The 23,445-nt window shown below is 72.7% G+C and carries 20 protein-coding genes and 1 tRNA gene; 14 read left to right on the top strand and 7 right to left on the bottom strand.

Going from position 1 to position 23,445, the window contains the following annotated elements; genetic code table 11:
• Nucleotides 1-4 precede the first annotated feature (4 nt).
• Nucleotides 5-913: an alpha/beta hydrolase fold domain-containing protein gene (locus ACZ4TG_RS17845; RefSeq protein ID WP_468163660.1), complete on the top strand. Its 909-nt coding sequence runs from the start codon at nucleotides 5-7 to the stop codon at nucleotides 911-913.
• Nucleotides 914-1,108: 195 nt separating this feature from the next.
• Here ACZ4TG_RS17845 and ACZ4TG_RS17840 read toward each other — a convergent pair whose 3' ends face one another.
• Nucleotides 1,109-1,825 carry a class I SAM-dependent methyltransferase gene (locus tag ACZ4TG_RS17840; protein WP_468163658.1) on the bottom strand — a complete coding sequence of 239 codons (717 nt, stop codon included), beginning with the start codon at nucleotides 1,823-1,825 and terminating at the stop codon, nucleotides 1,109-1,111.
• A 177-nt stretch (nucleotides 1,826-2,002) separates the two neighbouring features.
• Between ACZ4TG_RS17840 and ACZ4TG_RS17835 the strand changes: the two genes are divergently transcribed.
• Nucleotides 2,003-4,189, top strand: a complete 2,187-nt coding sequence (locus ACZ4TG_RS17835) for a PP2C family protein-serine/threonine phosphatase (protein ID WP_468163656.1) — start codon at nucleotides 2,003-2,005, stop codon at nucleotides 4,187-4,189.
• Here ACZ4TG_RS17835 and ACZ4TG_RS17830 read toward each other — a convergent pair.
• Together ACZ4TG_RS17830 and ACZ4TG_RS17825 are read right to left on the bottom strand one after the other, a co-directional pair.
• Complete coding sequence (locus tag ACZ4TG_RS17830; RefSeq protein ID WP_468163654.1) at nucleotides 4,146-5,546, bottom strand: serine hydrolase domain-containing protein; 1,401 nt, start codon at nucleotides 5,544-5,546, stop codon at nucleotides 4,146-4,148. The genes ACZ4TG_RS17835 and ACZ4TG_RS17830 overlap by 44 nt on opposite strands.
• A gap of 182 nt (nucleotides 5,547-5,728) precedes the next feature.
• Nucleotides 5,729-6,121: a VOC family protein gene (locus ACZ4TG_RS17825; protein ID WP_468163652.1), complete on the bottom strand. Its 393-nt coding sequence runs from the start codon at nucleotides 6,119-6,121 to the stop codon at nucleotides 5,729-5,731.
• Between the two features lie 329 nt (nucleotides 6,122-6,450).
• Here ACZ4TG_RS17825 and ACZ4TG_RS17820 point away from each other — a divergent pair, with 329 nt between their 5' ends.
• From ACZ4TG_RS17820 to ACZ4TG_RS17790, 7 genes are all read left to right on the top strand, one after another.
• The gene (locus tag ACZ4TG_RS17820; RefSeq protein ID WP_468163650.1) at nucleotides 6,451-7,857 is read left to right on the top strand and encodes an APC family permease; all 1,407 of its coding nucleotides are present in this window, start codon (nucleotides 6,451-6,453) and stop codon (nucleotides 7,855-7,857) included.
• Nucleotides 7,858-7,896: 39 nt separating this feature from the next.
• Nucleotides 7,897-8,014: transfer RNA gene (locus tag ACZ4TG_RS17815), tRNA-His, on the top strand.
• Nucleotides 8,015-8,387: 373 nt separating this feature from the next.
• Complete coding sequence (locus tag ACZ4TG_RS17810) at nucleotides 8,388-8,939, top strand: rhodanese-like domain-containing protein (RefSeq protein ID WP_468163648.1); 552 nt, start codon at nucleotides 8,388-8,390, stop codon at nucleotides 8,937-8,939.
• Between the two features lie 441 nt (nucleotides 8,940-9,380).
• Entirely contained in the window at nucleotides 9,381-10,499 is a 1,119-nt protein-coding gene (locus ACZ4TG_RS17805; protein ID WP_468163646.1) for an LLM class flavin-dependent oxidoreductase, read from the top strand.
• Nucleotides 10,496-11,368, top strand: coding sequence for an ABC transporter permease (locus ACZ4TG_RS17800; protein WP_468163644.1), 873 nt, complete (start codon nucleotides 10,496-10,498; stop codon nucleotides 11,366-11,368). Before ACZ4TG_RS17805 ends, ACZ4TG_RS17800 begins: the two co-directional genes overlap by 4 nt.
• Before the next feature lie 44 nt (nucleotides 11,369-11,412).
• Complete coding sequence (locus tag ACZ4TG_RS17795; RefSeq protein ID WP_468163642.1) at nucleotides 11,413-12,450, top strand: taurine ABC transporter substrate-binding protein; 1,038 nt, start codon at nucleotides 11,413-11,415, stop codon at nucleotides 12,448-12,450.
• On the top strand, nucleotides 12,437-13,225 hold the full coding sequence (locus ACZ4TG_RS17790; protein WP_468163640.1) for an ABC transporter ATP-binding protein: 789 nt from the start codon (nucleotides 12,437-12,439) through the stop codon (nucleotides 13,223-13,225). Before ACZ4TG_RS17795 ends, ACZ4TG_RS17790 begins: the two co-directional genes overlap by 14 nt.
• A gap of 216 nt (nucleotides 13,226-13,441) precedes the next feature.
• Here ACZ4TG_RS17790 and ACZ4TG_RS17785 read toward each other — a convergent pair whose 3' ends face one another.
• The gene (locus ACZ4TG_RS17785; protein ID WP_468163638.1) at nucleotides 13,442-13,837 is read right to left on the bottom strand and encodes a hypothetical protein; all 396 of its coding nucleotides are present in this window, start codon (nucleotides 13,835-13,837) and stop codon (nucleotides 13,442-13,444) included.
• A 455-nt stretch (nucleotides 13,838-14,292) separates the two neighbouring features.
• Nucleotides 14,293-14,628: a hypothetical protein gene (locus ACZ4TG_RS17780; RefSeq protein ID WP_468163636.1), complete on the bottom strand. Its 336-nt coding sequence runs from the start codon at nucleotides 14,626-14,628 to the stop codon at nucleotides 14,293-14,295.
• A gap of 186 nt (nucleotides 14,629-14,814) precedes the next feature.
• On the opposite strand from ACZ4TG_RS17780, the gene ACZ4TG_RS17775 reads away from it, so the two are divergent.
• Nucleotides 14,815-16,065, top strand: a complete 1,251-nt coding sequence (locus tag ACZ4TG_RS17775; RefSeq protein ID WP_468163634.1) for a hypothetical protein — start codon at nucleotides 14,815-14,817, stop codon at nucleotides 16,063-16,065.
• A gap of 660 nt (nucleotides 16,066-16,725) precedes the next feature.
• On the opposite strand, the gene ACZ4TG_RS17770 is transcribed toward ACZ4TG_RS17775, so the two are convergent.
• Both ACZ4TG_RS17770 and ACZ4TG_RS17765 read right to left on the bottom strand, forming a co-directional pair.
• Nucleotides 16,726-18,519: a glycoside hydrolase family 15 protein gene (locus ACZ4TG_RS17770; RefSeq protein WP_468163632.1), complete on the bottom strand. Its 1,794-nt coding sequence runs from the start codon at nucleotides 18,517-18,519 to the stop codon at nucleotides 16,726-16,728.
• A gap of 90 nt (nucleotides 18,520-18,609) precedes the next feature.
• Complete coding sequence (locus ACZ4TG_RS17765; RefSeq protein WP_468163630.1) at nucleotides 18,610-19,167, bottom strand: DoxX family protein; 558 nt, start codon at nucleotides 19,165-19,167, stop codon at nucleotides 18,610-18,612.
• A gap of 110 nt (nucleotides 19,168-19,277) precedes the next feature.
• Here ACZ4TG_RS17765 and ACZ4TG_RS17760 point away from each other — a divergent pair, with 110 nt between their 5' ends.
• The 4 genes from ACZ4TG_RS17760 (at nucleotide 19,278) to ACZ4TG_RS17745 (ending at nucleotide 23,445) form a co-directional block, all read left to right on the top strand.
• Nucleotides 19,278-19,742, top strand: coding sequence for a MarR family winged helix-turn-helix transcriptional regulator (locus tag ACZ4TG_RS17760; protein ID WP_468163627.1), 465 nt, complete (start codon nucleotides 19,278-19,280; stop codon nucleotides 19,740-19,742).
• Nucleotides 19,743-19,774: 32 nt separating this feature from the next.
• Nucleotides 19,775-20,077 (top strand): DUF1232 domain-containing protein, encoded by a 303-nt coding sequence (locus tag ACZ4TG_RS17755; RefSeq protein WP_468163625.1) that lies wholly within the window; start codon nucleotides 19,775-19,777, stop codon nucleotides 20,075-20,077.
• 183 nt (nucleotides 20,078-20,260) lie between these two features.
• On the top strand, nucleotides 20,261-22,408 hold the full coding sequence (locus ACZ4TG_RS17750) for a protein kinase domain-containing protein (RefSeq protein ID WP_468163623.1): 2,148 nt from the start codon (nucleotides 20,261-20,263) through the stop codon (nucleotides 22,406-22,408).
• A 98-nt stretch (nucleotides 22,409-22,506) separates the two neighbouring features.
• The gene (locus ACZ4TG_RS17745) at nucleotides 22,507-23,445 is read left to right on the top strand and encodes a protein kinase family protein (protein ID WP_468163621.1); all 939 of its coding nucleotides are present in this window, start codon (nucleotides 22,507-22,509) and stop codon (nucleotides 23,443-23,445) included.

Raw genomic sequence — 23,445 nt, 5'->3', positions numbered from 1 at the left:
GGGCGTGCCGAGTCTGCGCAGCAGGGCGCTGTCGGCGGCGCTGATCGCGGTGGGGCGGCGAAGACGGTTCGCCAGCGCCGAGGCGGTACGGGCCAAGGTGGCCGAGTCGGCCAGGCGGCCGGCCTCGCACCTGCCGCCGCGCTCGCTGGGCCGGGTCGCGGAGGTCTCGCGGACCTTCGTCGGGGCCTGGCCGGTGTACGACGTCTCGCCGCGCGGCGTCGAGCCCGTGGCGCAGGTGCTGTACGTGCACGGCGGCGCGTACATCAACGAGCTGGTCCGGCCCCACTGGTCGCTGATCCGCACCCTGGTCGTCCGGGCCCGCGCCCGGGTCGTCGTACCGGCGTACATCCTGGCCCCGCGCGGAACCGCCGACCGGACCGTGCCGGTCGCCGCCGACCTGCTGAGCGGCCTGATCGAGAGCGGCGGCGCGGGCGGGACGGTGCTCATCGGGGACTCCGCCGGGGCGGGTCTGGCGCTGGCCGCGGCGCAGCGGCTGCGGGACCGCACCGGGGCGCAGCCGTCCCGCATCGTGCTGATCTCGCCCTGGCTGGACCTGACCATGAGCCACCCGGGCCAGGCGGCCATCGAGCCGGGCGACCCGATGCTGGGGCGGCCGGGACTGGCCGAGGCCGGGCGGCTGTACGCCGGCACGCTGGCCGCCGACGACCCGCGGGTGAGCCCGCTGCACGGGTCCTTCGCGGGACTGGCACCGCTGACGGTGTTCACCGGGACCCGGGACGTGCTGACCACCGACAGCCGGGAGCTGCTGCGCCGCGGCCGGGAGGCCGGGGCGGAGGTGGAGTTCCACGAGGCGGCGGGGCTGCCGCACGGGTACCCGCTGATGCCGGTGCCGGAGGGCCGCGAGGCCCGCGACCGGATCGTGGAGCTGGTCAGGGCGGCCGCCGAGCTGTGACGGTGCGGCCCGCGGCGGCACCCTCGACGGGAACGGCCACGGCACCGAGGACCCTGACGGCACCGACGACCGCGGCGGCACCGGCGCCCGCCACGGCACCCGCGCCCACGACAGCGCCCGCGACAGCGACAGCGCCCGCGACGGCATCCGTGACGCCTCGGCCGGAGGGGGCAGGCCGCACATCGGCGGATGCCCTCAGGCCACGCAGGTCATCAACGAGCTGACCGGCCTGGCCCGGTACGCCGCCCAGAAGGCCTCGTCGCGCTCGGCATCGGGCGGCGGGGTCCGCGCCGGCTGCCAGCCGGCGGTGGCGAACCCCGCCTCGACGGCCGCCTCGGCGAAGTCGGCGTGCGCCCACTCGCGGAACTCGACGTGCACGGGCGGCTCCGACAGGAACTGGGCCCGCACCAGCGGAGCGTCCCCCTCGGGGGCGCGTTCGAGGACGCGCAGCCCGAACGGGGACCAGTCCACGTGCGGGAACGCTCCGGCGTTGGGCACGATGGCCAGCAGCCGCCCGCCGGGCCGCAGATTCGCCCGGATCGACCGGAACATCGCGTGCAGGGCGGCCCGGTCCGGGACGTGGTTGAACAGGTAGAGCGCGGTGGCCAGGTCGAACGGGCCCAGTTGCGGCATCCCGTGCGCCTCGGCGACGACGTACTCGATGGGCCCGGCCGGGCCGTCGTGGCGGGTCTCGCGCGCCCGGCGGATGCGTTCGGGGCAGCTGTCGACGCCCACGGTCCGCCGGGCGCCGCCGCTCGCCAGCAGCCGGGCGGTGCCGCCGTGCCCGCAGGCGAGGTCGAGGGTGTCGAGCCCGCGCACCCCGCCGAGGGCGTCCAGGGCGGTGCGCAGCGTGAAGGCGTCGGCCGCCGAGAAGGCCGTGGGGGGCGTCGGGCTGTCGTACGGCTGTTGCATGTCCGCAAGCCTCCCCGGAGGCGGCCCGGGGGCCTCGCCCTACGCGGGTCCGTCCCCCGGACGAGGGAGGCGTTCGGGTCAGTCCGTAGGGCGTACGGAGCCCAGCGCGGCCGGGCCGGGGCCCAGGCCCCGGCCGCCGACTGGTGCGCGGCGACGGCGCGGGCGCATGCTGGCTGTGTGACGGCGAGACCGGACAGTGGCAGCCCCACCACCGACGCCACGGCCCAGGTGCTCGCCCGGGCGGCCGCGGACGCCGTGGAGGCCGTCGGCGGGTACGCGGGCGGGGTCTACCTGCGCTCCGGCACCGACGGGCTGCTGCGGATGGCCGTGCTCACCGGGCTTCCCGGGCAGCTGTTCCGGCCCTGGTGGCGGATGCACATGAACCGCCCCTACCCGGTGGCGGAGGCCTACCGCTCCGGTCAGGCCGTGCACCTGCCCGACGCCGAGACGTCCATGCGGCGCTTCCCCCAGCTGATGGCGGGGCTGCCGTACCCCTTCGCCTCCCTGTACGAACCGGTGACCGCCGGGTCGGAACGGTTCGGGGTGCTGCTGGTACTGCGCCCGGTGACCCCCGGCGTGGGGGTCGGGGCCGCGGACCGGGAGCGGCTGCGGGAGGCCGCGGACCGGCTGGGGGACGAGCTGGCCGCGCTCACGGCGGCGGGGGTCCGGGTGGTGTGGGACTCCGACCCGGTGTGCCTGCCGGGGTCCGCGCCGGCCGGGGGCGCCCGCGAGGCCGTTGACCGGCTCGCGCAGGCGGTGCTCTCCGTGGACCGGCAGGGCAGGATCGTCTCCCAGAACCTCGCAGCTCAGACCCTGCTCGGGATCGACGAGCCACAGGCACGCGGGAAGGTGCTCTGGGAAGCGCTCCCCTGGCTCGGGCATCCCGCGTACGAGGACCACTTCCGGTCCGCCTTCCTCGCTCCCGACCCGGTGCGCTTCCCGGCGCGGCGCGGCCCGCATCCGTCCGGGGACTGGCTGGCGGTCGGGCTCCATCCCGGGCTCGACGGGGTGACCGTGACGATCGGCTCCGCCGAACCGCCCGCGTACGCACCCGGATCCGTCCAGCAGCCGGGTGCGGGCCTGGGCGGCTCGCCCGCCGACCGGGCGTCCGCGCTGTACCGGCCGGTGGCGCTGGCGATCGCGCTGACCGAGGCGGTGACGGCCCGCCAGGTGTCGGCGGTGGTCACCGAGGAGCTGCTGCCGGCCTTCGGCGGGCGCCAGTTGGCCATCTACCTGCTCAACGAGCGTCATCTGCACCTGGCGTGGGAGACCGGCTTCCCGAAGGGCTTCCTGGACCGGTTCGACGGAGTGGGCCTCGACGTGCGGCTGCCGGGCGTGGAGACGCTGACCTCGGGGCGCCCGATGTTCTTCGAGTCGATGGAGCATCTGGCCGCCGCCTACCCCGGGATTCCGCTGGACGCCCACGTCGGGGCCCGCGCCTTCCTCCCGCTGATCGCGTCCGGCCGCCCGGTGGGCTCGTGCATCCTCGGCTTCGACGTGCCGCGCGGCTTCAGCCCGGAGGAGCGTACGGTCCTCACGGCGCTGGCCGGGCTGATCGCGCAGGCCCTGGAGCGGGCACAGCGCTACGACAGCGAGGCGGCGCTGGCCCGGGGGCTCCAGGCGGCGCTGCTGCCGCACCGGCTGCCGGTGCGCGAGAACGTGGCGACGGTGGGCCGGTACCTGCCCGGGACCGTCGGCATGGACGTCGGCGGCGACTGGTACGACGTCATCGAGACGGGCCCGGGCATGCTGGCCCTGGTCATCGGGGACGTTCAGGGCCACGGGGTGGCGGCCGCCGCGACCATGGGCCAACTGCGCAGCGCGGTAAGGGCGTTCGCCCTGGGCGGCACCGACCCGGCGCAGGTGATGTGGGGTACGAACCGGCTGCTGATCGACCTGGACCCCGGCCAGTTCGCCAGCTGCTGCTACGTGTTGCTCGACCTGGCCTCGGGCACCGCCCGGGCCTCGCGCGCCGGTCATCCGCAGCCGCTGCTGCGCCATCCCGACGGGCGGACGGTGGTGCTGAACCTGGCGGGCGGGGTGGTCCTGGGCATCGACCCGGACGCCACGTACCCGGTGACGGAGCTGCGGCTGGAGCCGGGCGCGGTGCTCGCCCTGTACACCGACGGGCTGGTGGAGAAGCCGGGCACCGACATCGACGCGGGGGTGGAGCGGCTGCGGATCGCGCTGGCCGCCGCCCGGCCGTCCCCGCTGACGGAGATGGCCGACCGGCTGGTCAGCGAGGCCGGCAACTCCGCCGACCGGCCCGACGACATCGCCCTGCTGCTGGCGTCCCGCACGTCCCCCGAGGTCGCCCGGTCTAGCCCAGGCGACGGCCCGACGCCGACGGCAGGGCTCCCTTGAGCAGCAGGGAGTCCAGCGGCTCCGCGAGCCCCCGCGGGGCGTCCTTGCGGGCGGCCGGCCCGGCGGCGGGGCACAGCGCCTGGTTGCGGAGGTCGCCCAGGGCCGCGTCGATCGGGTGCGGCAGCGGCCGGCCGTCCGCGTCCGCGCGCTGGTAGCCCATCAGGTTGATCCCGAGGGCGATCTGGCGCGTGGCGTCGGCGCTGGACAGGGCCTGGGTGCCGGCGCCCCACACCGCGCCGTCGTGGCCCCAGACGGTTCCGCACGGGGTGTCCACGCCGTAGATGCCGAGGCCGTAGCGCAGGACCACGGCGCCGTTCTCGTCCTTGACGGGGATCGCGGTGCGCATCTCGCGGAGCTGGGCCGCGGGCAGCAGACCGCCCCGGAACAGGGTGCGGTAGAAGGTGTTGAGGTCCTGGGTGGTCGAGATCAGCGCCCCGGCGGTCCCCGCCATGGTCATGTTGTACTCGCTGTAGTCCCGCGGCGGGTCGATGAGCCCGGCGAGGTTCTCGTACAGCCTGGCGTGCGGGCCCCTGATCCGCGGGTCCGCGCCGGGGAAGTAGGTGTCCTCGAGGCCAGCCCTGCGGATCACGTTCTCCGTGATGACCTGTTCGGGGTCCTCGCCGGTGACCTTGCGGAGCAGTTCGCCGAGCAGCAGGTAGTTGGTGTTCGAGTACGACCAGTCCGTACCGGGTTCGAAGAGCTGCGGCGCGTTCACCCCGTACCCGATGAGGCGGGTGGGGCTGAGCGTGCGGTAGCGGAAGTCGTCCAGGCTCTTCGGGGAGTTCTCCTTGAGGGAGGGGAAGGCCTCCACGATGTAGTCCGCGATGCCGCTGGTGTGGTTGAGCAGCATCCGTACGGTGATCTTGCGGCCGCGCTCCCCCGGGACGAGCTCGGGCAGGTGGCCCCCGACCGGATCGTCCAGCCGGATGCGGCCCTTGGCGCTCTGCTGGAGCACCGCGACGGAGGTGAAGGACTTGGTGATGCTGCCGACCCGGTGCCGCAGGTCGGGGCGGGTGGGGCGGCCGGTGCCGATGTCGGCGAGGCCCGTGGCCCCGTTCCAGCGGTCGCGGCCGTCGCGGACGGTGCTGAACGCGCCGTACATCCCGGCGTCGCGGACCGCGGCCAGCGTCTGGTCGAGGGCCTTGCGGTCGAGGTGCCCGGTCGGTGCGGGGCCCTGGGGTGCGGGGCTCTGTGGGGCGGGGCTCTGTGAAGCGGGGCTCTGTGGGGCGGCGGCCGGCCCGTCGGCCGCGGCAGCGGTCGCCGCCGGGGCGGCTCCGGCCAGGAGCGCGAGTACGACGGCCCCCGCGGCCGCCGTGCCGCGTAAGCGGATTCGTCGGTCGGCGTGTGCGAGATGCACCTGGATCTCCCCGTGTCTGCGGCCCGTTGGGGCGGCGGGACGTGCTTTCCTGCCCTCGATTCTGTCGACGGGCAGGCGCACCCCCATCGCCCCTGGGAAGGATCCCGGTGCACGCGCGGTAGGCCTTTGGATGCAGACGCGCCTCCCCCGAGCGGCGGGGCGCACGGGGTCGCGGGGCGCCCTCAGGCGCGGGACGGCCCGGTCGCCGCGAGGGTGAAGGAGTGCCCGGCCGGGTCGCTGTAGAGGCGGGCGTCGCGCGGGCCGTCCTCGGCGTCCACCGACAGGGGCCGGGCGCCGAGCGAGACCGCCTCCCGCTCCGCCTCGTCGAGGTCCTCGGCGGCGACCAGGATCCGCAGGTGCGCCTGCTGGGAGTCCTCCGGGCGCGGCCAGCTCGGCGGCGCGAGGCCGTGGTCCCGGCGGATCGCGAGGCGCACGCCGGCCCCGCCGACGACCTCGACCAGGTCGGGGGTCTCCCCGGCCCGCACGTCGGCGCCGAGGAGATCGGCGTAGAAGAGCGCCAGGCCCTCCGGCTCGGCGCAGTCCAGTACGAGAACGCTCGTCTTCTTCACTGTCATGGCCCGCGCTTACCCGCAGTAGCCGACCGTACGCGCCCGTGCGGCCGACCTCGTCCCGGCTCGGCAAAGCGGAAGAAAATTCGCGTGGATCAACCTGCGGTTATCGCACACCTCCCTCACTCAGCATTTACGCGGCCTTAACACCGCACACCGGGGCCACCGGGGCCGCGCGACGATGGAATCCGCAGGTGAACAGCTATTGACCTGCGGATCTCGCAGAGATTGCATGTCGGCCCGGGAGCCACCGAAACACCCTGTTCACCACCGCCTCGGAGGCGATACCGCTCCCGCGCTCACTCACCGCATCTGCCGATCGGAACCGCGTACCGATGTCTGACACGATCAGCGCACCACAGGCCCTCGCCCCCGCCACCGGGCCCGTCCCCCAGAAGCTCAAGCGTTCCATCGGCGTAGTCGGCGGAACCCTGCTCACGCTCTCGTGCGTCACTCCCGCCTCGACGCTCTTCGTCGTCGTGCCCGACCTGTTCGCCGATCTCGGCACCTGGGCGGCGCTCACCATCGCCATCGGCTCCCTGCTCTGCATCGGGGTGGCGTTCTGCTATTCGGAGCTGGGCACGCTCATCCCCAGCGCCGGCGGCGAGTACGCGATGGTGTCCACCCTGGCGGGCCGGCTCGCCGGGTGGCTCGTGTTCGTCCTGTCCCTGCTCGTCGTGATGATCGTGCCGCCCGTGATCGCGATGGGCACGGCCGACTACCTCGCCCCGGTGATCGACATACCGGCCCCGGTGGCCGGCGGCGGCGTGATGCTGCTCGCCACCCTCGCCGGACTGCTCGACCTGCGGGCCAACGCCTGGATCACCGGCATCTTCCTCGTCCTCGAAGTGGTCGCCGCCGCACTGGTCGCGGTACTCGGTTTCGCACACAGCGAGCGGGGCGCCGACGTGCTGGTGCACGGCGCCGTGGCCTCCGAGAACGGCGGCACCTCGCCCGTGACCGCGATGATGGTGGTCTCCGGGCTGGCCATCGCGCTGTTCATCACCCAGGGCTTCTCGACCGCCGTCTACCTGTCGGAGGAACTGGAGAACCCGCGCCGCAACGTGCCGCGGACCGTGCTCGCCACGCTCGCCATCTCCACCGCCGTCATCCTGATCCCGGTCATCGCCATCACCATGGGCGCCCCGGACCTCGCCGCGCTCAGCTCCGGCGACATCGGCGAGATGGTCACCGCCTGGTCCAACTCGGCCGTCGGCACCTTCGTGAGCCTGTGCGTCGCCCTCGCCATCGTCAACGCGGGCATCGTCATGGTCATCCAGAACTCGCGCGTGCTGTTCGCCTCCGCCCGCGACAAGGCCTGGCCCGAGCCGGTCAACAACGCCCTGTCGCGGCTCGGCCGGTTCGGCTCCCCCTGGGTGGCCACGCTGCTGGTCGGCGTCCCGGGCGCGGCGATGTGCTTCGTCAACCTCGACACCCTGTACGGGGTCACCGGTGTCTCGGTGACCGGCATGTACCTGCTGGTCGCGGTCGCCGCGCTGTTCAGCCGGCGCGGCGCGCACCGCGCGGCAACCGCCTGGCGGATGCCGCTGTGGCCGGCCGTGCCGGTGGTGCTGATCGGTGTGTTCGCGTACATCCTGACCCAGCAGGAGACGCAGTACCTGCTGTGGACGGGCGGCATCACCGCCGTCGCCACCCTGTACTGGGCGCTGTACCTGCGGCCGCGGCAGGACAGCCGCTGGCTGGTCAGTATTCCGGATGACGGCAAGGAGGCCGCCGCGTAACGTCTGCGGACAGCGGGACCGCGCGGTCCCGCAGGGTGTGGGGCCGTGGCAGAGCGGCCCAATGCGATCGGCGGTGCCGGGGGTCCCCGGCACCGCCGACTTGGTCGTCCGGCGGACCCGCCCACCGACCCCGCGGGTTCGAATCCCGTCGGCCCCGCACCCGTCCGGGCCGCGTACGCCTGTGGGCACGCGGGCCGGGGGTCCGGGCCAACCATCCGGGGTCCAACGACGCGGGTCCGGGCCGCGTGCCGGAGTCCGACGACGCGGGGCCGGGGTCCGGGGGACGCGGGCCAGGGTCCGGGGGACGCGGGCAAGGGTCCGGGGGACGCGGGCAAGCGGACGGCCGGGGGTGGTGGCCGGAACACGCCGGTGTGTCTATGATCCGCGGCATGGCCGTCATGCCGCGCGCCCTGCCGCGCCCTTGTTGTTGTCGCTGACGCCTGCCCGCCTGCCCGCCGCCGCGCCTTCCCGCGCGCCCCCGGGCACGGCCATCCCCCTGCGCAGTTCCCCTTCAGAGGAGCCCGTCAGCCATGAGCAGCCCCCTCACCCTCGCCCTCACCGCCGCCCAGGCCCACGCCCGCCGCGAGGAGTTCACCGTCGTCGACGTCCGCACGCCGGGCGAGTACGCCTCCGGCCACCTGCCGGGCGCGGCGAACATCCCGCTCGACCGCATCGCACACTCGCTGCCCGAACTCCGCGAGGCCGCCGAGTCCGCCGAAAGCCCCGGCGGCCTGCTGCTGGTCTGCGCCTCCGGAGCCCGCTCCCAGAACGCGGCCCGGACCCTGGCGGGGCACGGCATCAGCGCCACCAGCCTCACCGGCGGCACCACCGCCTGGCAGGCGGCCGGGCACGGCCTGGAGTACCCGGAGGAGGGCCGCCGGGCCGTGTGGGCCATGGAACGGCAGGTCCGGCTCACCGTCGGCACCCTCGTCCTGCTCGGCCTGCTGCTGGGCCTCCTGGTGCACCCGGCGTTCCAGCTGATCAGCGCCGCGATGGCGGGCGGTCTGGTCTTCTCGGCGCTCACCGACACCTGCGGGATGGCGCTCGTGCTGGGGAAGCTGCCGTTCAACCGGCGCCGATAGCCCCGGCCCCACCGCCCGGCCCGTTCCGCCATCCATCCGTCCCACTTCGCGGAACACAATCGTCCAGCATCCGGACCGCGCTTGTCCCGGGCGCCCGGACCCCGACAGGATGCGCTCATGGCCCCCGTTCTCGTTTCCCGTCGTCATGTGGATCTGCTCCGCGTGTCGACCATGCTCTGTCGGGCCGACTCCTCCCGTACGCACGGCTGTTGATCCGCCGCTCCTGACACCGTACGGATGACCGCGCGCGCTGCGGCGCGCCGCGTTCCGCGCACCCCTGCGCGGTCCCGCTCCCCTTCGCGATCCCTTCGCGAACCCTTTCGCGGTCCGTTCGCGAACCCAGCCGCGGTCCGTTCGCCTCCCTGTCGTCTTCCATCTGCCCGTGTACACGTGCCACCGCCGGGCGGTGGCCGTGTCACGCTGCCCGGACGAGGTTTCGCCATGCCCGAAAACCCCCTTCTGCTCCACTGGTTCCTGCCCACCGGCGGGGACGGACGCGACCCCGGCGGGGTGACCAGCGTCCAGGGCCGCACCGGAGCGGCCGTCCGGCGCCCGGCCGACGTCCCGTATCTGGCCCAGGTGGCCCGGGCCGCCGAACAGGCGGGTTTCCACTCGCTGCTGACCCCGGTGGGGCTCGGCTGCGTGGACCCCTGGATCCTCACGGCCGCGCTGGCGCAGCACACCAGCCGGATCGGGTTCCTGGTCGCGTTCCGCGCGGGATTCGCCAGCCCCACGCTGATCGCCCAACAGGCCGACGCCTTCCGGAGGTTCGCGGGCGGGCGGCTCGCGCTGAACGTGGTCACCGGCGGGGATCCGGTGGAACAGCGGGCCTACGGGGACCACTTGGAGCACGACGCCCGCTATGCCCGGACCGACGAGGTGATGGCGGTGCTGCGGTCCCTGCTGGACGGCAAGGAGGTGGACCACGCGGGGGCTCATCTGCGGATCGAGGGCGCGCGGCTCACCGATCCCGCGCTGCGGCACCCCGTTCCGCTGTATTTCGGCGGAGCCTCGGCCGCCGCGGAGGAGGTCGCCGCCCGGCGGGCCGACGTGCAACTGCTGTGGGGCGAGCCGCCCGCCGCCGTCGCCACCCGCGTGGCCCGGCTGCGGGAGCTGGCGCGGGCGGCCGGCCGGAGCGTGCGCTTCGGGCTGCGACTGCACGTCATCAGCCGCGACACCGCGGCCGAGGCCTGGTCCGAGGCCGACCGGATCCTGGTCGGGCTCGACCCGGAGGCCGTCCGGGCGAGCCAGAAGCGGTTCGCGGCCATGGACTCCGCCGGGCAGGCCCGGATGACCGCACTGCACGGCGGGGTCGCGGACGCGGCCCGGCTGACGGTGGCCCCGAACCTCTGGGCGGGCATCGGCCTGGTCCGGGAGGGTGCCGGGACCGCGCTGGTCGGCTCGCACGACGAGGTGGCGGCCCGGCTCGCGGAGTACCGGGCCCTGGGCATCGACGAGTTCGTCCTGTCCGGGTACCCGCACCTCGAAGAGGCCTACCGGGTCGGCGAAGAGGTCGCGCCGCGGCTGCGGGCCCTGACCGGCGCGGCGGCCGCGGCATGACCGCGCTGCTGGCCGCGGAGCCCGACCGGCTCCCGCTGTCGGAAAAGCCCGTGGACACCGTCCCCGGCCGCCGGGAGCGGGTCCTGGAGGCGCTTCGATGGGGCGCCCTGCGGCTCGTGGCACTGGTCGTCCTGCTCGGCGCCTGGCAGGCCGCGGTCTCCGCCGAGCTGTGGCCGCGGGTGCTCGTCCCCTCGCCCGGTGACGTGTGGCGGCAGTTCGTGCTCGCCTCGACCACGCACGACGGGGTGCGCGGCTACGGCGGCCACCTCCTGGTCGAGCACCTGGGGGTGAGCCTGGGCCGGATCGGCACCGGGTCGGGGTACGCCGTGCTGGCCGGGGTGCCGCTCGGGCTGCTGATCGCGGTGGTCCGGCCGCTGGCCGTCGTACTGGAGCCGGCGGTGACCTTCCTGCGGACGCTGCCACCGCTCGCCTACCTGTCCCTGCTCGTCATCTGGTTCGGCATCGACGAGGCCCCGAAGATCTGGCTGCTGGTGATCGCCGCCCTGCCGCCGATCGCCGCGGCCACCGCGGCGGCCGTACGGACCGTCCCGGAGCAGCTCGTCGAAGCGGCGCGGGCCCTCGGCTCCGGCCCCGTGGCACTGCTGCTGTCGGTGCGGCTGCCCGCCGCCCTCCCGGAGATCCTGACCGGCGTGCGGATCGCGGTCGGTGTCGCGTACACCTCCGTCGTGGCGGCGGAGACCATCAACGGCGTGCCCGGCATCGGCGGCATGATCCGCGACGCGCAGCGCTACAACCAGACCGCGCTGGTCATCGCGGGCATCCTCGCCATCGGACTGTCCGGGATCGTGCTGGACGCCGCCCTGCGGGGCATCGAACGGATCGCCGTGCCGTGGCGCGGCCACTCCTGATCAACCCACCCATTCCCCCTCCCACTTCACACCGGAGCACAGTCATGACCGGATTCCTGTCCCGCCGCACCGTCCTGCTCGCCGCCGCCGTCGCCCTGACCGCGGCCGGCACCACCGCGTGCGGCGGCGGCGCGGCCTCGGACGCTTCGGGGCGGACCACCGTACGGATCGCCTACCAGGCGATACCCAATGCCGACCTCGTCGTGAAGAACCAGCGGCTGCTGGAGCAGGCGCTGCCCCAAGCCGACGTGAAGTGGGTGAAGTTCGAATCCGGCGGCGATGTGAACACCGCGGTGATCGCCGGGGCGGTGGATCTGGGCCTGGCCGGGTCGAGCCCCGTCACCAAGGGTCTGTCGGCCCCGCTGAACATCCCGTACAAGGTGGTGTGGATCCACGACCTGATCGGCGACAACGAGGCCCTCGTCGCCAAGCCCGGGATCGGCTCGGTGAAGGACCTGGTGGGGAAGAAGGTGGCCACGCCCTTCGGTTCCACCGCCCACTACTCGCTGCTCGCCGCGCTGACCGCCGCCGGGGTCGACCCGTCCGCCGTGCAGACCATCGACCTCCAGCCGCAGGACGCCCTCGCGGCGTGGAAGCGCGGCGACATCGACGCCGCGTACGTGTGGACGCCCACGCTCGGCGAGCTCACCAAGGACGGCAAGGTGCTGATCAGCAGCCGGCAGCTCGCGCAGCAGGGCAAGCCCACCGCCGACCTGGGGGTGGTGACGAACAGCTTCGCCGCCGCGCACCCGGAGGTGGTGACCGCCTGGCTGAAGGCCCAGGACCAGGCCGTCGCGCAGGCGCGTACTGCACCCGACCAGGCGGCCAAGTCCATCGCCGCCGAGCTCGGGCTGCCGGCGGACGAGGCGAAGCGGCAGCTGTCGGAACTGGTGCTGCTGAGCGCGCGGGAGCAGAGCGGACCCGAGTACCTCGGCAAGCCCGGAGCCCCCGGCAAGCTGGCCGCCAACCTGCACGACGCGGCGGTGTTCCTGAAGGGGCAGAAGGCCGTCGACGCGGTGCCGGACGAGGCCGTGTTCGGGCGGGCGCTCGCGGTGGAGGAGCTCGGCCGTGCCGCGAACTGACGCGCCCGCGGCGGCCGCCGCCGTGCAGCTGTCCGGGGTCTCGGTCCGCTACGGCCCCGTCAAGAAGCGGGTCACGGCGGTCGAGGGGGTGGATCTGCGCATCGACCCGGGCGAGTTCGTGGTCCTGGTCGGCCCCTCCGGCTGCGGCAAGACGACCCTGCTGCGCCTGGTCGCCGGCTTCGAGCGGCCCGCGGCGGGTACCGCCCTGGTCCGGGGCGGCGTGCCCGTGCCCGGCCGGGGCGCGGGAGTGGTGTTCCAGCAGCCGCGGCTGTTCCCGTGGCGCACGGTCGGCGGGAACCTGGGCTTCGCCCTGGCCCGGCACGGTGTGCCGCGGGCGGAGCGGCCCGCGCGGATCGCGGAGCTGCTGGCGCGGGTCGGGCTGCCGGGGCTCGCGGGGCGGCGCACCTGGGAGCTGTCGGGCGGCCAGCAACAGCGGGTGGCGATCGCCCGGGCGCTGGCGGCGGAGCCCGAACTGCTGCTGATGGACGAGCCGTTCGCCGCGCTGGACGCGCTGACCCGGGAGCGGCTCCAGGAGGAGGTACGGACCCCCGCGGGGCGGCTCGGTACGACGGTGCTGTTCGTGACGCACTCCGCCGAGGAGGCGGTGCTGCTGGGCTCCCGCGTCCTGGTGATGGCGGCCGGGCCGGGCCGGGTGGTGGCGGAGCTCCCCGTCCCGCTCCCCCGCGCCCCGGACACGGACGTCTCCGCGCTGCGGTCGTCGCCCGAGTTCGCCCGCCTCCGCGGCCGGCTCACGGAGGCGATGCAGCGGCCCTGACTCGCAGGCCGGGGAGCCGCTTCGTCCACTCCCCGGCCCGGCCGCGACACCGGCCGGTCCTGCCGCCGGTCAGTCCAGCCGTGTAGGTTCTCACTTTCGGTGTCAGGGGCCGACGCTGTGACCTGGATGTTCCCCTTCAGTCTCACGACGTGTCGGCAGGCGGTTGTCTCAGATCGGTGTCATTTCCTCAGACTGTCCAGCCGGCTGCCCCGGACCTCATGAGCCTGCATCGGCGGCCGTCCGTTCCATCCACTCACGCACCTTCACTGCTTGCTCGATGCGGTTGACGATGTCCTTCTTGGACGCCGTATCCAAGGTCTCCGGGATCTTGTCGAAGGTGTCGGGAAGGACGTCGAGGAGACCCCAGACCTGTTCGCCGGTGCTGACGGTCAGCAGTTGCTGGCACCTCCACTGCAGCGGCACCTCGGGACGGTGCGTGAGTCGCTGCACGAGCGTCGGGAACAGGTAGTGCGTCGCATCTGCGGCGAGGTGCTCTCGTAGCCAGTCGACCGGGAGCCGCTGGCTGAAGCCATGCATGGCGGCCTCCTGGGCCAAGTCCAGCAGCTGAGCGCTGTCGACGGCTCGGATGGTGCGGGGAAGGGTCGGGGTCATGTCGCGATGATGCCAAGAAGTCCTCGGAACACCGAGAGGTCGGCGGGATCGGGTTGCAATCTGTCAAGGAACTCGGCCCAGGCTTTCACAAACTCGCTGGAGGTCACCCTTCCACGGACGGCTCGCCCTTATGCGGATCCATTCGTGGATGGTCTCGATGGCGTCGAGGAGGTCCTGGAAGGTGCAGAGATCCCGGTGCTGTTGTCGGACCTAGCCTGTTGCCATGTCCCCGTACTCAAGCTCGGCTTCCCCGCTGCTCCAGACGATGAGCACGGCGACGAAGTCATCGTTTTCGAGCGTCATCCAGGTGCTGTTCTTGGTTCGGCCGCCCTCGGGCGACTGCTGGACCGCACCCGTGATTCCGCAGGATTACAGGCGTTCCTCATGCTCGGAGAACCAGGCCTGGAGCCTCTGCGACAGTTCGACCGATATGGACTGCTTTTGTTCGCTTTGTCTCATGGCTGGGCGATGAACCCTGCAGATCGGTCGAGCTGGAAGGGAAATCCGGCCTTGGTTGGTTCCCAGCCTCGGTCCCGTGCTTCTCGGATGCTGGCAGCAACGTGGGCTGGGCGGATGGGCACTGCCTCGGCACCCACCCAGTTGCTGGGATGGGCCTGGCCGCTGGTGACGATCAAGGTCGCGCCCGACTGGCTGCCGCTGGCCGCTTCAACTGCATAGGTCATCGGTGTCCAGCAGAGTCCCTGCATGTAGGAGGGCTTCCTGCGGATCCGCCAGCGGTACTCGATCCCGTCAACGGTTATGCGCCGGGAACCCTTCTTGTTCAGCGCCATCTTCGCCTCCTCCGCTGTTGGACTGTGCTGTGTCGCCGCGGTCGCGAAAGGCAGGTTGCACGCGAACGGCCGACAAGCACCTTCGGGACTACGGATGGGTTGATCAGCCCATAAGTTGGTGTCAGTGCCGAGCGACCCGGCGCATCGCACCCACCCCGGGTGCACTCACCGCGATCGGAGAGCACTGTGAAGAACAGCCCGTTGTGGCGAGTGGTTGACAACGAGAGCGGTACCCAGTCCATCGTCAGCACGCCCTCCGAGGCGGTCGCGTTCGTCAACAGGCGGTTCGACACCGATGACGACGACGAACCCTTCAGCATCACCGAGGTCGGCCCTCTCCTTCCGAAGCCACTCGAGATCATCACCGCATGGGCCGCAGAGAAGGACGGCGAGCGAACCGACGGGCGTACTGCCCCGATCACCATCAGGCCGGTTGTGACGGACAACGCCAGCGAGTGCGACGACGTCGTGCTCTGGGGCGACGTGTACGTCTCCTGGGACCACGACATGTACACCGTCGAGGAGCCGGACAGCTCCGAGTACAGCGAGGCTTACAGCGCAACCGAGTTGAGTGCGATCCTCGACGAGTACGCCGACGACTATGAGTACGCGCCTGAAGGGCCTGAAAGGCCCGACAGGCACAGGTGGCCGAAACCGGAAGAGTTGATCACCTACGGCGCCCAGGAGTGTGCCAAGCGGTTCGGGCACCTCGACGACGACGCCCTGCTGTGGCTCGCTGCCACCCGCATCACGCTCGCCGTGTGGCGCAACACACCCGTCGAGAACTGGCATGCCGGGAAGAGTCCGCTCCACGACGGCACAATGCTGCGGATCAACACGGCAACCACCCGACTCGTGCGCTCGATGCTGTCGTTCGACCATGTCGACTGGATCGGTCTCGGTCTCGCGATCGTCAACCCGTCCCGGGTTCTACCGACAGGGCAGTCCGTACTCGAGCTCGGGCTGGCCTGCCACAACCCTGACGACCCGGCGCACGAGGTTGATCCGCGAGAAGAACTCGCGGAGATGGCGCAGGTCGCGATCTCATGGGGGCGAAGGTACTGCCTTCACGAGAAGGAGTTCGGCCTGCGAACCCTGATCGAATCCTTCTGTGCGTCCGACAACGGCTGGTTCGGAGCACCGAGTTGGGGGCGCATCGTCGATCGGTTCCTTACGGCTGTCGACGACCGGGAGAATGCGCACTGGCGCATATACCGGGACAAGCCTTGGTTCGACGAGTGGTTCACCAACCGGCCGGCCGACATTGCGGACACCACGGAATTTCGTCGGCTGCTCCTTGCCGGGTCCGACCTGCTTTCCGAGGAGGCCGCCGAATGGTGCGTGGATGGTGCCATCGGCTACGTCTGCCAGGACGACCATGCGAACGACTGCTGGCGGTGCGGTATCCCACTGGCAACGGAGTCCCCCAACGAGTGAATGTGTGCACCAGCATAGAAAAGCAGCAATCCACTGACCGCACTCTCTCCCGCCTACTCGGCGGCCTCCCCTGCTTGGGGAGCCAGTCGCGGCTCCACTGACTGGAGATGTGCGGGTGCTTCTGACGGATCTGTGGCAGCAACGCTGGCCCGGCTGCCCACCGGTCGGCCACAAGCTCCGTGAGCCCTACAGAAATACGCCGTACGGACGGATCGAAATCAGCGAAGAGGAGCCTCCCCAGTTCGAGGCGCGACTCGTAGATCACGTGGTCGCGCATCGTGGCGGACCAGTAGGTGCCCGAGTAGTGCCGCTGGCCCCTGTACCAGCGAAGGGTTCGCCAGGGTAACGCCGCCGCAAGCAGGTCGATCGAGGACGCGCTCCACTCCCGGCTCTCAACCTGGCTGCCATCCGGGCCCCGCAGGCTCACGGTGATCGATGCCGCTCTCAGCCCTGCCGCCATGCGTCACCCCCCGATCGTCGACCGCCTCCTCCGCGAGCGCTACGTTCGCATCCGTGCGAGGCTCCCACGCCGGGCCTAAGGCAAGGTCAGCCGAACGAGTGAAGGCAGTGGCCAGCGATTCTCAATGCCATGTCAGTTCGGCCAATCAGATGACATTGCGACTGAGAAAATGACACGGAATTTGAGAACCTACAAGCCGGTCAGTCCAGCCGGTCGCCGCGGCTCAGCGTGATCGCGGTGTTGACCAGGCCGACGTGGCTGAACGCCTGGGGGAAGTTGCCCAGTTGGCGGCCGGCGATGGGGTCGTACTCCTCCGCGAGCAGGCCCACGTCGTTGCGGACGGACAGCAGCCTCTCGAACAGCTCCCGCGCCTCCTTGCCGCGGCCCGTCATGTGGAGGGCGTCGGCCAGCCAGAACGAGCAGGCCAAGAAGGATCCTTCGTCGCCGGGCAGCCCGTCAACGGACGGGCCTTCGGTGCTGTAGCGGCGGACCAGGCCGCTGCGGCCGAGTTCCTCGCGGACGGCGTCGACGGTGCCGATCACCCGCGGGTCGTCGGGCGGCAGGAAGCCGACCCGGGGGATCAGCAGGGTCGCCGCGTCGAGTTCGCTCGAACCGTAGTACTGGGTGAAGGTGTTGCGCAGCGGGTCGAAGCCGTTCTCGCACACATCGGCGTGCACCTGATCCCTTATGGCCCGCCAGCGTTCCACGTCGCCCGGCATCGACGGGTCGCCCTCCAGGGTCCGTACGGCCCGGTCGGCGGCGACCCATGCCATCACCTTGGAGTGCGTGAAGTGGCGGCGCGGGCCGCGCACTTCCCACAGGCCCTCGTCCGGCCGGCGCCAGTTGCGCTCCAGGAAGTCCAGGAGCGCCAGCTGGATATTCCAGGCGTGGGCCTCCTTGGCCAGCCCGCTGGACCGGGCCAGGTAGAGGGAGTCGATGACCTCCCCGTACACGTCCAGCTGGAGCTGGTCCACGGCCGCGTTGCCGACCCGGACGGGGGCGGAGTCCGCGTACCCGCGCAGCCACGGCAGGTCGAACTCCGGGATCCGCCGCTCGCCCGCGATCCCGTACATGATCTGGAGGTCGGCGGGATCGCCCGCGACCGCCCGCAGCAGCCAGGCCCGCCAGTCGCGGGCCTCGTCGTGGAAGCCGGTCGCGATGAGGGAGCCGAGGGTCAGGGTGGAGTCGCGCAGCCAGCAGTAGCGGTAGTCCCAGTTGCGGACGCCGCCGAGCTCCTCGGGCAGGGAGGTGGTGGCAGCGGCGGCGATCCCGCCGGTGGGCGCGTACGTGAGGGCCTTGAGGGTGATCAGGGAGCGGGTCACGGCCTCCTTGTACGGGCCTTCGTAGGTGCACTGGGAGGTCCACTGCGCCCAGTCGGCGAGGGTCTGCTCCAGTGCCACGAACGGGTCGACCGGCTCCGGGCGGGGTTCGTGCGAGGGGTGCCAGGTCAGTACGAAGGCGACCCGCTCCCCGGCGCGGACGGTGAACTCCGAACGGGTGCTGTTGCGCTCGCCCCAGGTCCGTACGGGCGGTTCGCTGCGGAACCAGGCGGAGTCCGGCCCGGCGACGGCGACCCGGTCGCCGCCCGCGCGCCGGACCCAGGGGACGACGTTGCCGTAGTCGAACCGCAGGCGCAGGGTGCTGCGTACGGTGACCTCGCCGGTCAGGCCTTCGACGATCCGCATCACATCGGGGGCGGTCTCGCGCTGCGGCATGAAGTCGATGACCTTGACCGTGCCGCTCTCGGTCTCCCAGAGGGACTCCAGGACCAGCGAGCCGTCGATGTAGGCACGGCGCGTGCACCGCGCGCCGTCGGCTGCGTCCGCCGGGGCGATGCGCCAGTGGCCGTTGTCCTTCTCCCCGAGGAGGGCGGCGAAGCAGGCGGCCGAGTCGAAGCGCGGCAGGCACAGCCAGTCGATGGACCCGTCTCGGCCGACCAGTCCGCTGGTCATCAGGTCGCCGATGAGTGCGTAGTCTTCGATGGGTTGTGTCATTTGTGCGCTCTTCCCGCGAATGCCCGGGGCCAATCAGACCGGCCCCGGGACACCCTCTTGCGCGTGGATTTTCCGCGTGTGCCGCCTTGCTCAGCTGCGGACGAGCAGCAGCGCGGCGCCGAGCACCACGCCGAGGGCGAGGGCGAGCGCGCCGTGGGCCAGCCGGTGGTCGCGCAGTACGGGGACGGGCAGGAAGCGGTCCGCCGCGTACCGGCCGGGGCCGGTCAGGGCGAGGGCCGCGGCGCCGACGGTCAGGAGGAGTTCGTACTCGATGCCCTGCGGGGCGAAGAACGAGCCCGCTCCGTGCACGGCGATCGCGTTGATCATGGTGCCGACGACGGCGGCTCCGGCGAGCGGGGTGAGCAGCCCGACGGCGAGGCCGAGGCCGCCGAGGGTTTCGGTGAGCCCGGCGAGGGCGGCCATCGCGTCGCCCGCCGGGTAGCCGCTGGCGGTGAAGAACTTGCCGGTGCCGCTGATGCCGCCGCCGCCGAACCAGCCGAACAGCTTCTGGCTGCCGTGGGCGGCCATGGTGAGGCCGAGGACGACGCGCAGGAGCAGCAGGCCGGCGTCGTAGCCGGAGGTGGTGGGGGTGGGGACGGCCGGTACGGCGGCCCGGGCCTTCGTCGAGGTGGCGGAGGCGCTGGTCATGGGGGGGTTCCTTCCGGTCGGGTCGGTCCGAGTCAGTCGTTCAAATTCGAACCGGCGAGCCCGACCCTAGCGATTGATTCAAATTGGAACAACCCGTGTACCCTGTGAACATGGCTGAAACGAGATGGCTGGACGACCGCGAGATGCGGGCCTGGAGCGGATTCCTCGCCGCGTCCGCCCTGGTGAACCGGCGCCTCGACCAGCAGCTCAAGGACGACTCCGGGCTCTCCCACCCGCAGTACGAGATCCTCGTGCGGCTCGCCGCCGCGCCGGACCGCGAGCTGCGGATGACCGAGCTCGCCAACGGGCTGATCAACTCCAAGAGCGGGCTGACCTACCAGATCACCCAGATGGAGAAGGCCGGGCTGGTCCGCCGCCGCAGCTGCCCCTCCGACGTGCGCGGGGTCTTCGCCGTCCTCACCGACGCGGGGAGCGCCCGGCTGGAAGAGGCGGCGCCGGGGCACGTGACCACCGTGCGGGAGATCCTCGTCGACGTCCTCACCCCCGAACAGCTCGACGCGATCGCGGCGGGGCTGGGCGAGGTCAGCCGCCGACTGCGGGAACAGGGCGCCTGACCGAATCCCGCTCCACGGGGTATAGGGGTGACATGGACGGAAAAGTCTGGTTCACCATCGCCGTGCTCGTCGCCCTCGGGCTGGCGGTCGCGGCCGCCGTGCTGCTCGTACGGGTGTTCGCGGCCCGCAAGCTGCTGCTCGACGCGGGGATCCCGCTGCGGGACAAGGCGCTGTTCTGGGTGGCCGTGATCTACACGGTCTCGCCGCTGGACCTGGTGCCGGACCCGGTGTACCTCGACGACATCGGGGTCCTGCTGCTGGCCCTGCGCTCCCTGCACGCGGCGGCGGCCGCCGCTCGCGGGCACGGCACCTCCTCCGACCGCGCCTTGCCCTAGGCCCGTTCGGCCGGCTCCTTCGGCCGCGCCCTGTCCTGGAGCCGCCCGGCCGGCCCCTGCGCCCCCAACCGCCACCTGCGACCCGGCCAATGAAACGATGGCCTGAATCAGGTGGGCCGGCGCTGACGCCGCGCGCGCCCCGGGCCCGACAGCCGGACCCGGACCGGACAGGAAGCGGCACCCATGAAACCTCTCGGCCCAGGCGACCCGATCCGACTCGGCCCCTACCGCGTCATCGGCGTTCTCGGCGAAGGCGGCATGGGCAAGGTCTACTTCGGCCGGGACCACACCGGCACCACCGCCGCCGTCAAGGTGCTGCTGCCTGAACTCGCGCACGACCAGCACCTCGCCCAGCGCTTCCTGCGCGAGGCGCACACCGCCCAGGCCGTCACCAGCGGCGGCGTCGCGCGGGTCCTCGGCGCCGAGAGCGAGGGCAACCGCCCCTGGATCGCCGCCGAGTTCCTCTCCGGGCCCACCCTGGACGACGCGGTGCGCGCGTACGGGCCCTTCGGCGCCGACGGGGTCCGCGCCCTCGCCGCCTCGCTCGCCGCCACCCTGCGCGACATCCACGCCGCAGGCCTGGTGCACCGCGACCTGAAGCCGTCCAACATCGTGCTCACCTCGACGGGACCGCGGGTCATCGACTTCGGCATCGCCCGCCCCGAGCACGGCCTGACCCTCACCACCACCGGCCAGGTGCCGGTCACGCCCGGATACGGAGCCCCCGAGCAGGTCATGGGCCAACGCGTGGGCCCGGCCGCGGACATCTTCTCGCTGGGCGCGGTGCTCGCGTACGCGGCGACCGGTCAGCGCGCCTTCGACGGTACGCACGTGGCCGCCGTCCAGTACGAGGTGGTGCACGGCGAGCCCCAGCTCTCGGCCGTCCCGCCGGAGTTGGGCACCCTGATCGCGCCCTGCCTGGCCAAGGAGCCGGGACAGCGCCCGACCCCCGAGCAGATCCGGGGCGCCTTCGCACCGCCGCGGGGAGCGGACCGGGTCTGGCTCAAGGGCCCGATCGCCGACGACATCGCCCGCCGCCGAGCCGAGGCCGAGCGGCAGGCCGCGCTGGAGGCGCCGGCGGGCGCGGCCGGGCCCTCCCGGCGCCGCTTCGTGCGCACCTCGCTCGCCGCGGGCGGGGTGCTGGCCGCGTCGGGCGGGGCCGGCGGCGCCTGGTGGCTGCTGCGCGAGGAGCCGCCGAAGGGGCCTCCCAAGGCCAGTGTGGCCACGGTGGCGGACCTGCTGCCCGCGTCCGCAGCGCAGTCGGGCAAGGCACCGAAGCCGTTGTGGGGGCCGATGCCCGTGGCGGCGAAAGCGGTGGACGGGGTCGTGACGACCCCGCTCGCGCTGGCCGACGTGGTCATGTTCGCGGCCAAGGAAGGCGGGGTGGCGGCCCGGGTGACCAAGAACGGCGAGGAGAAGTGGCGGCTGCCCGAACTGGCCCCGGCGGCCGGTTTCCTCGAGCTGACGGACCACACGTTCGCGGCCGCGGACACCAACGGCGCGCTGTCCGTGCGCCGGGCCTCCACCGCCGAGATCGAATGGTCGCTCCCCGACGCCGGGGTCGGCCGCTTCCTGACCAAGGACGACGAAGCCCTGTACGTGGTGACCCGGGACGGCCAACTGCGCGCCGTGGACATCCGGCTGCGGACCATCCGCTGGACCCAGCCGCTGCCGTTGTGGGCCACGCGCGGCGCCGGGCCGAAGGCCGCGGTGGGAGGTCTCGACCTCGTCCTGTTCGGTGCCGACGGAAACGTGCTCGCCTTCAGCACCACCCTGGGGTTCGCCAGGTACTGGAAGGTGGACCGCCAGGCGAGCTCGGCCCTGGATCCGCTCGTCCTGAAACGCGACACCCCCCAGGACCGCTCGTTCTTCGTCGTCCTGGGCGGCCGGACCCTGTCGGTCCGCAACATGCTGACCGGCGACGAGATCTGGTCGCAGGCCGCGGGCGAGGAGGTCCAGCAGGGCGCCGGCGGCTGGGGATCCGTGGTGCTGGACGGCGATGCCCTGATCGGTATGAAGGGCGGTTCCATGGTCAGGCTGGGCCTCGAAGGCATGAAGGACGGTGCCGCGCTCAAGCTGAGCGAGGTGACGGAGGCGCGCGGCGAAGCCGGACCGGGCGCGCGGCCCCACACCCGCCCCGTGCTCCAGGGCAAGGCCCTGTGGTCGGTGGAGACGGGCGGAAAGGGCGTCTCGGCGTTCGACAGCACCAAGGGCAAGCGGTTGTGGACCTGGTCCACCGGGTCCAGCGGCCCCTGGGCCATGTCCGGTGCCGGGAACCGCGTCTTCCTCGTCAACGACGGCAAAATCACGGCCATGCCCACCGTCGGGTGAGCCCCGTCCCCGGGCGCCGCGTCCCACCCGATTCACCCGTCCCGCCCGTCAGCGCTTAGGCTCGGTCCGCCGTCAGCAGACCCCGGGGGAATTCGCGCATGGAACGCCTACGTCAGGACGACCCTTCGCACATCGGGCCGTACGTGACCCTGGCCCGGCTGGACGCCGGATCCAGCGAGCGGGCCGTGCCCGAACGCCGCTTCCTCGCGCGCGGCGCCGACGGCGGGCGGACCGTCCTGGTCTGCGTGCCCCGGGCCGGCGCGGACCCCTCCCGGTGGGCGGTCGAAGCCGAGGGCGCGCGGCGGCTGTCCGCGCCGGGGCTGCTCCCCGTCACGGAGGTGGGCGGGACGGCCGGGTCCCCCTGGTACGTGGCTCCGTACACGCCGATGCTGCCGCTCCCGGCGGTGCTCGCCGCGTACGGCGGCCCGCTCCCGGAGCACCTCGTACGGCGCATCGGCGCCGGGCTCGCCGGGGGCCTGGCCGCCGTCCACGACCGGGGGTTCACCCACGCGGGCCTGTCGCCCGCGGCCCTGCTGCTCACCCCGGGCGGCCCGCTGCTGACCTGCTTCGGCGCCGTGCGCGCCGCAGCCCCCGACGGGGTGCGCCGCTCGGGGCTGCCGGGGCTCGACCCGGGCTGTCTGGCCCTGGAGGAGGCCTCGGGCGGGCGGCCCACGCCGCTCGGGGACATCTTCGCGCTGGGCGCCGTACTCGCCTACGCCTCGACCGGCCACACCGTGCCCGAACAGAGCGAGCTGCCCCCGGGGCTGCGGCGGCTGATCGGCTCCTGCCTCGCGTCGGCCCCTGCGGACCGGCCGGGGTCGGCGCGGGAACTCCTGCGCGAGCTGACGGCGCCGTCCGACGGCGTGCCGGCCGCGGGCTCCGCGCCGGTGGCGACCGTCCTCGACCCCGCGACGGCGCCCGTGCTGCCGGGCCGGGTCGTCGCCGCGCTCGCGGCCCAGTCCGCCGGGCTGCTCGCCGCGGAACTTCCCACCACGCCGGAGCCGTTCCAGGCGGCCGCCGCTCAGAAGGTGCACTGA

This window comes from Streptomyces sp. NPDC028314, assembly GCF_055565795.1.
The sequence above is the reverse complement of the archived record's forward strand: the minus strand, read 5'-3'. Positions and strand labels throughout refer to the sequence as shown.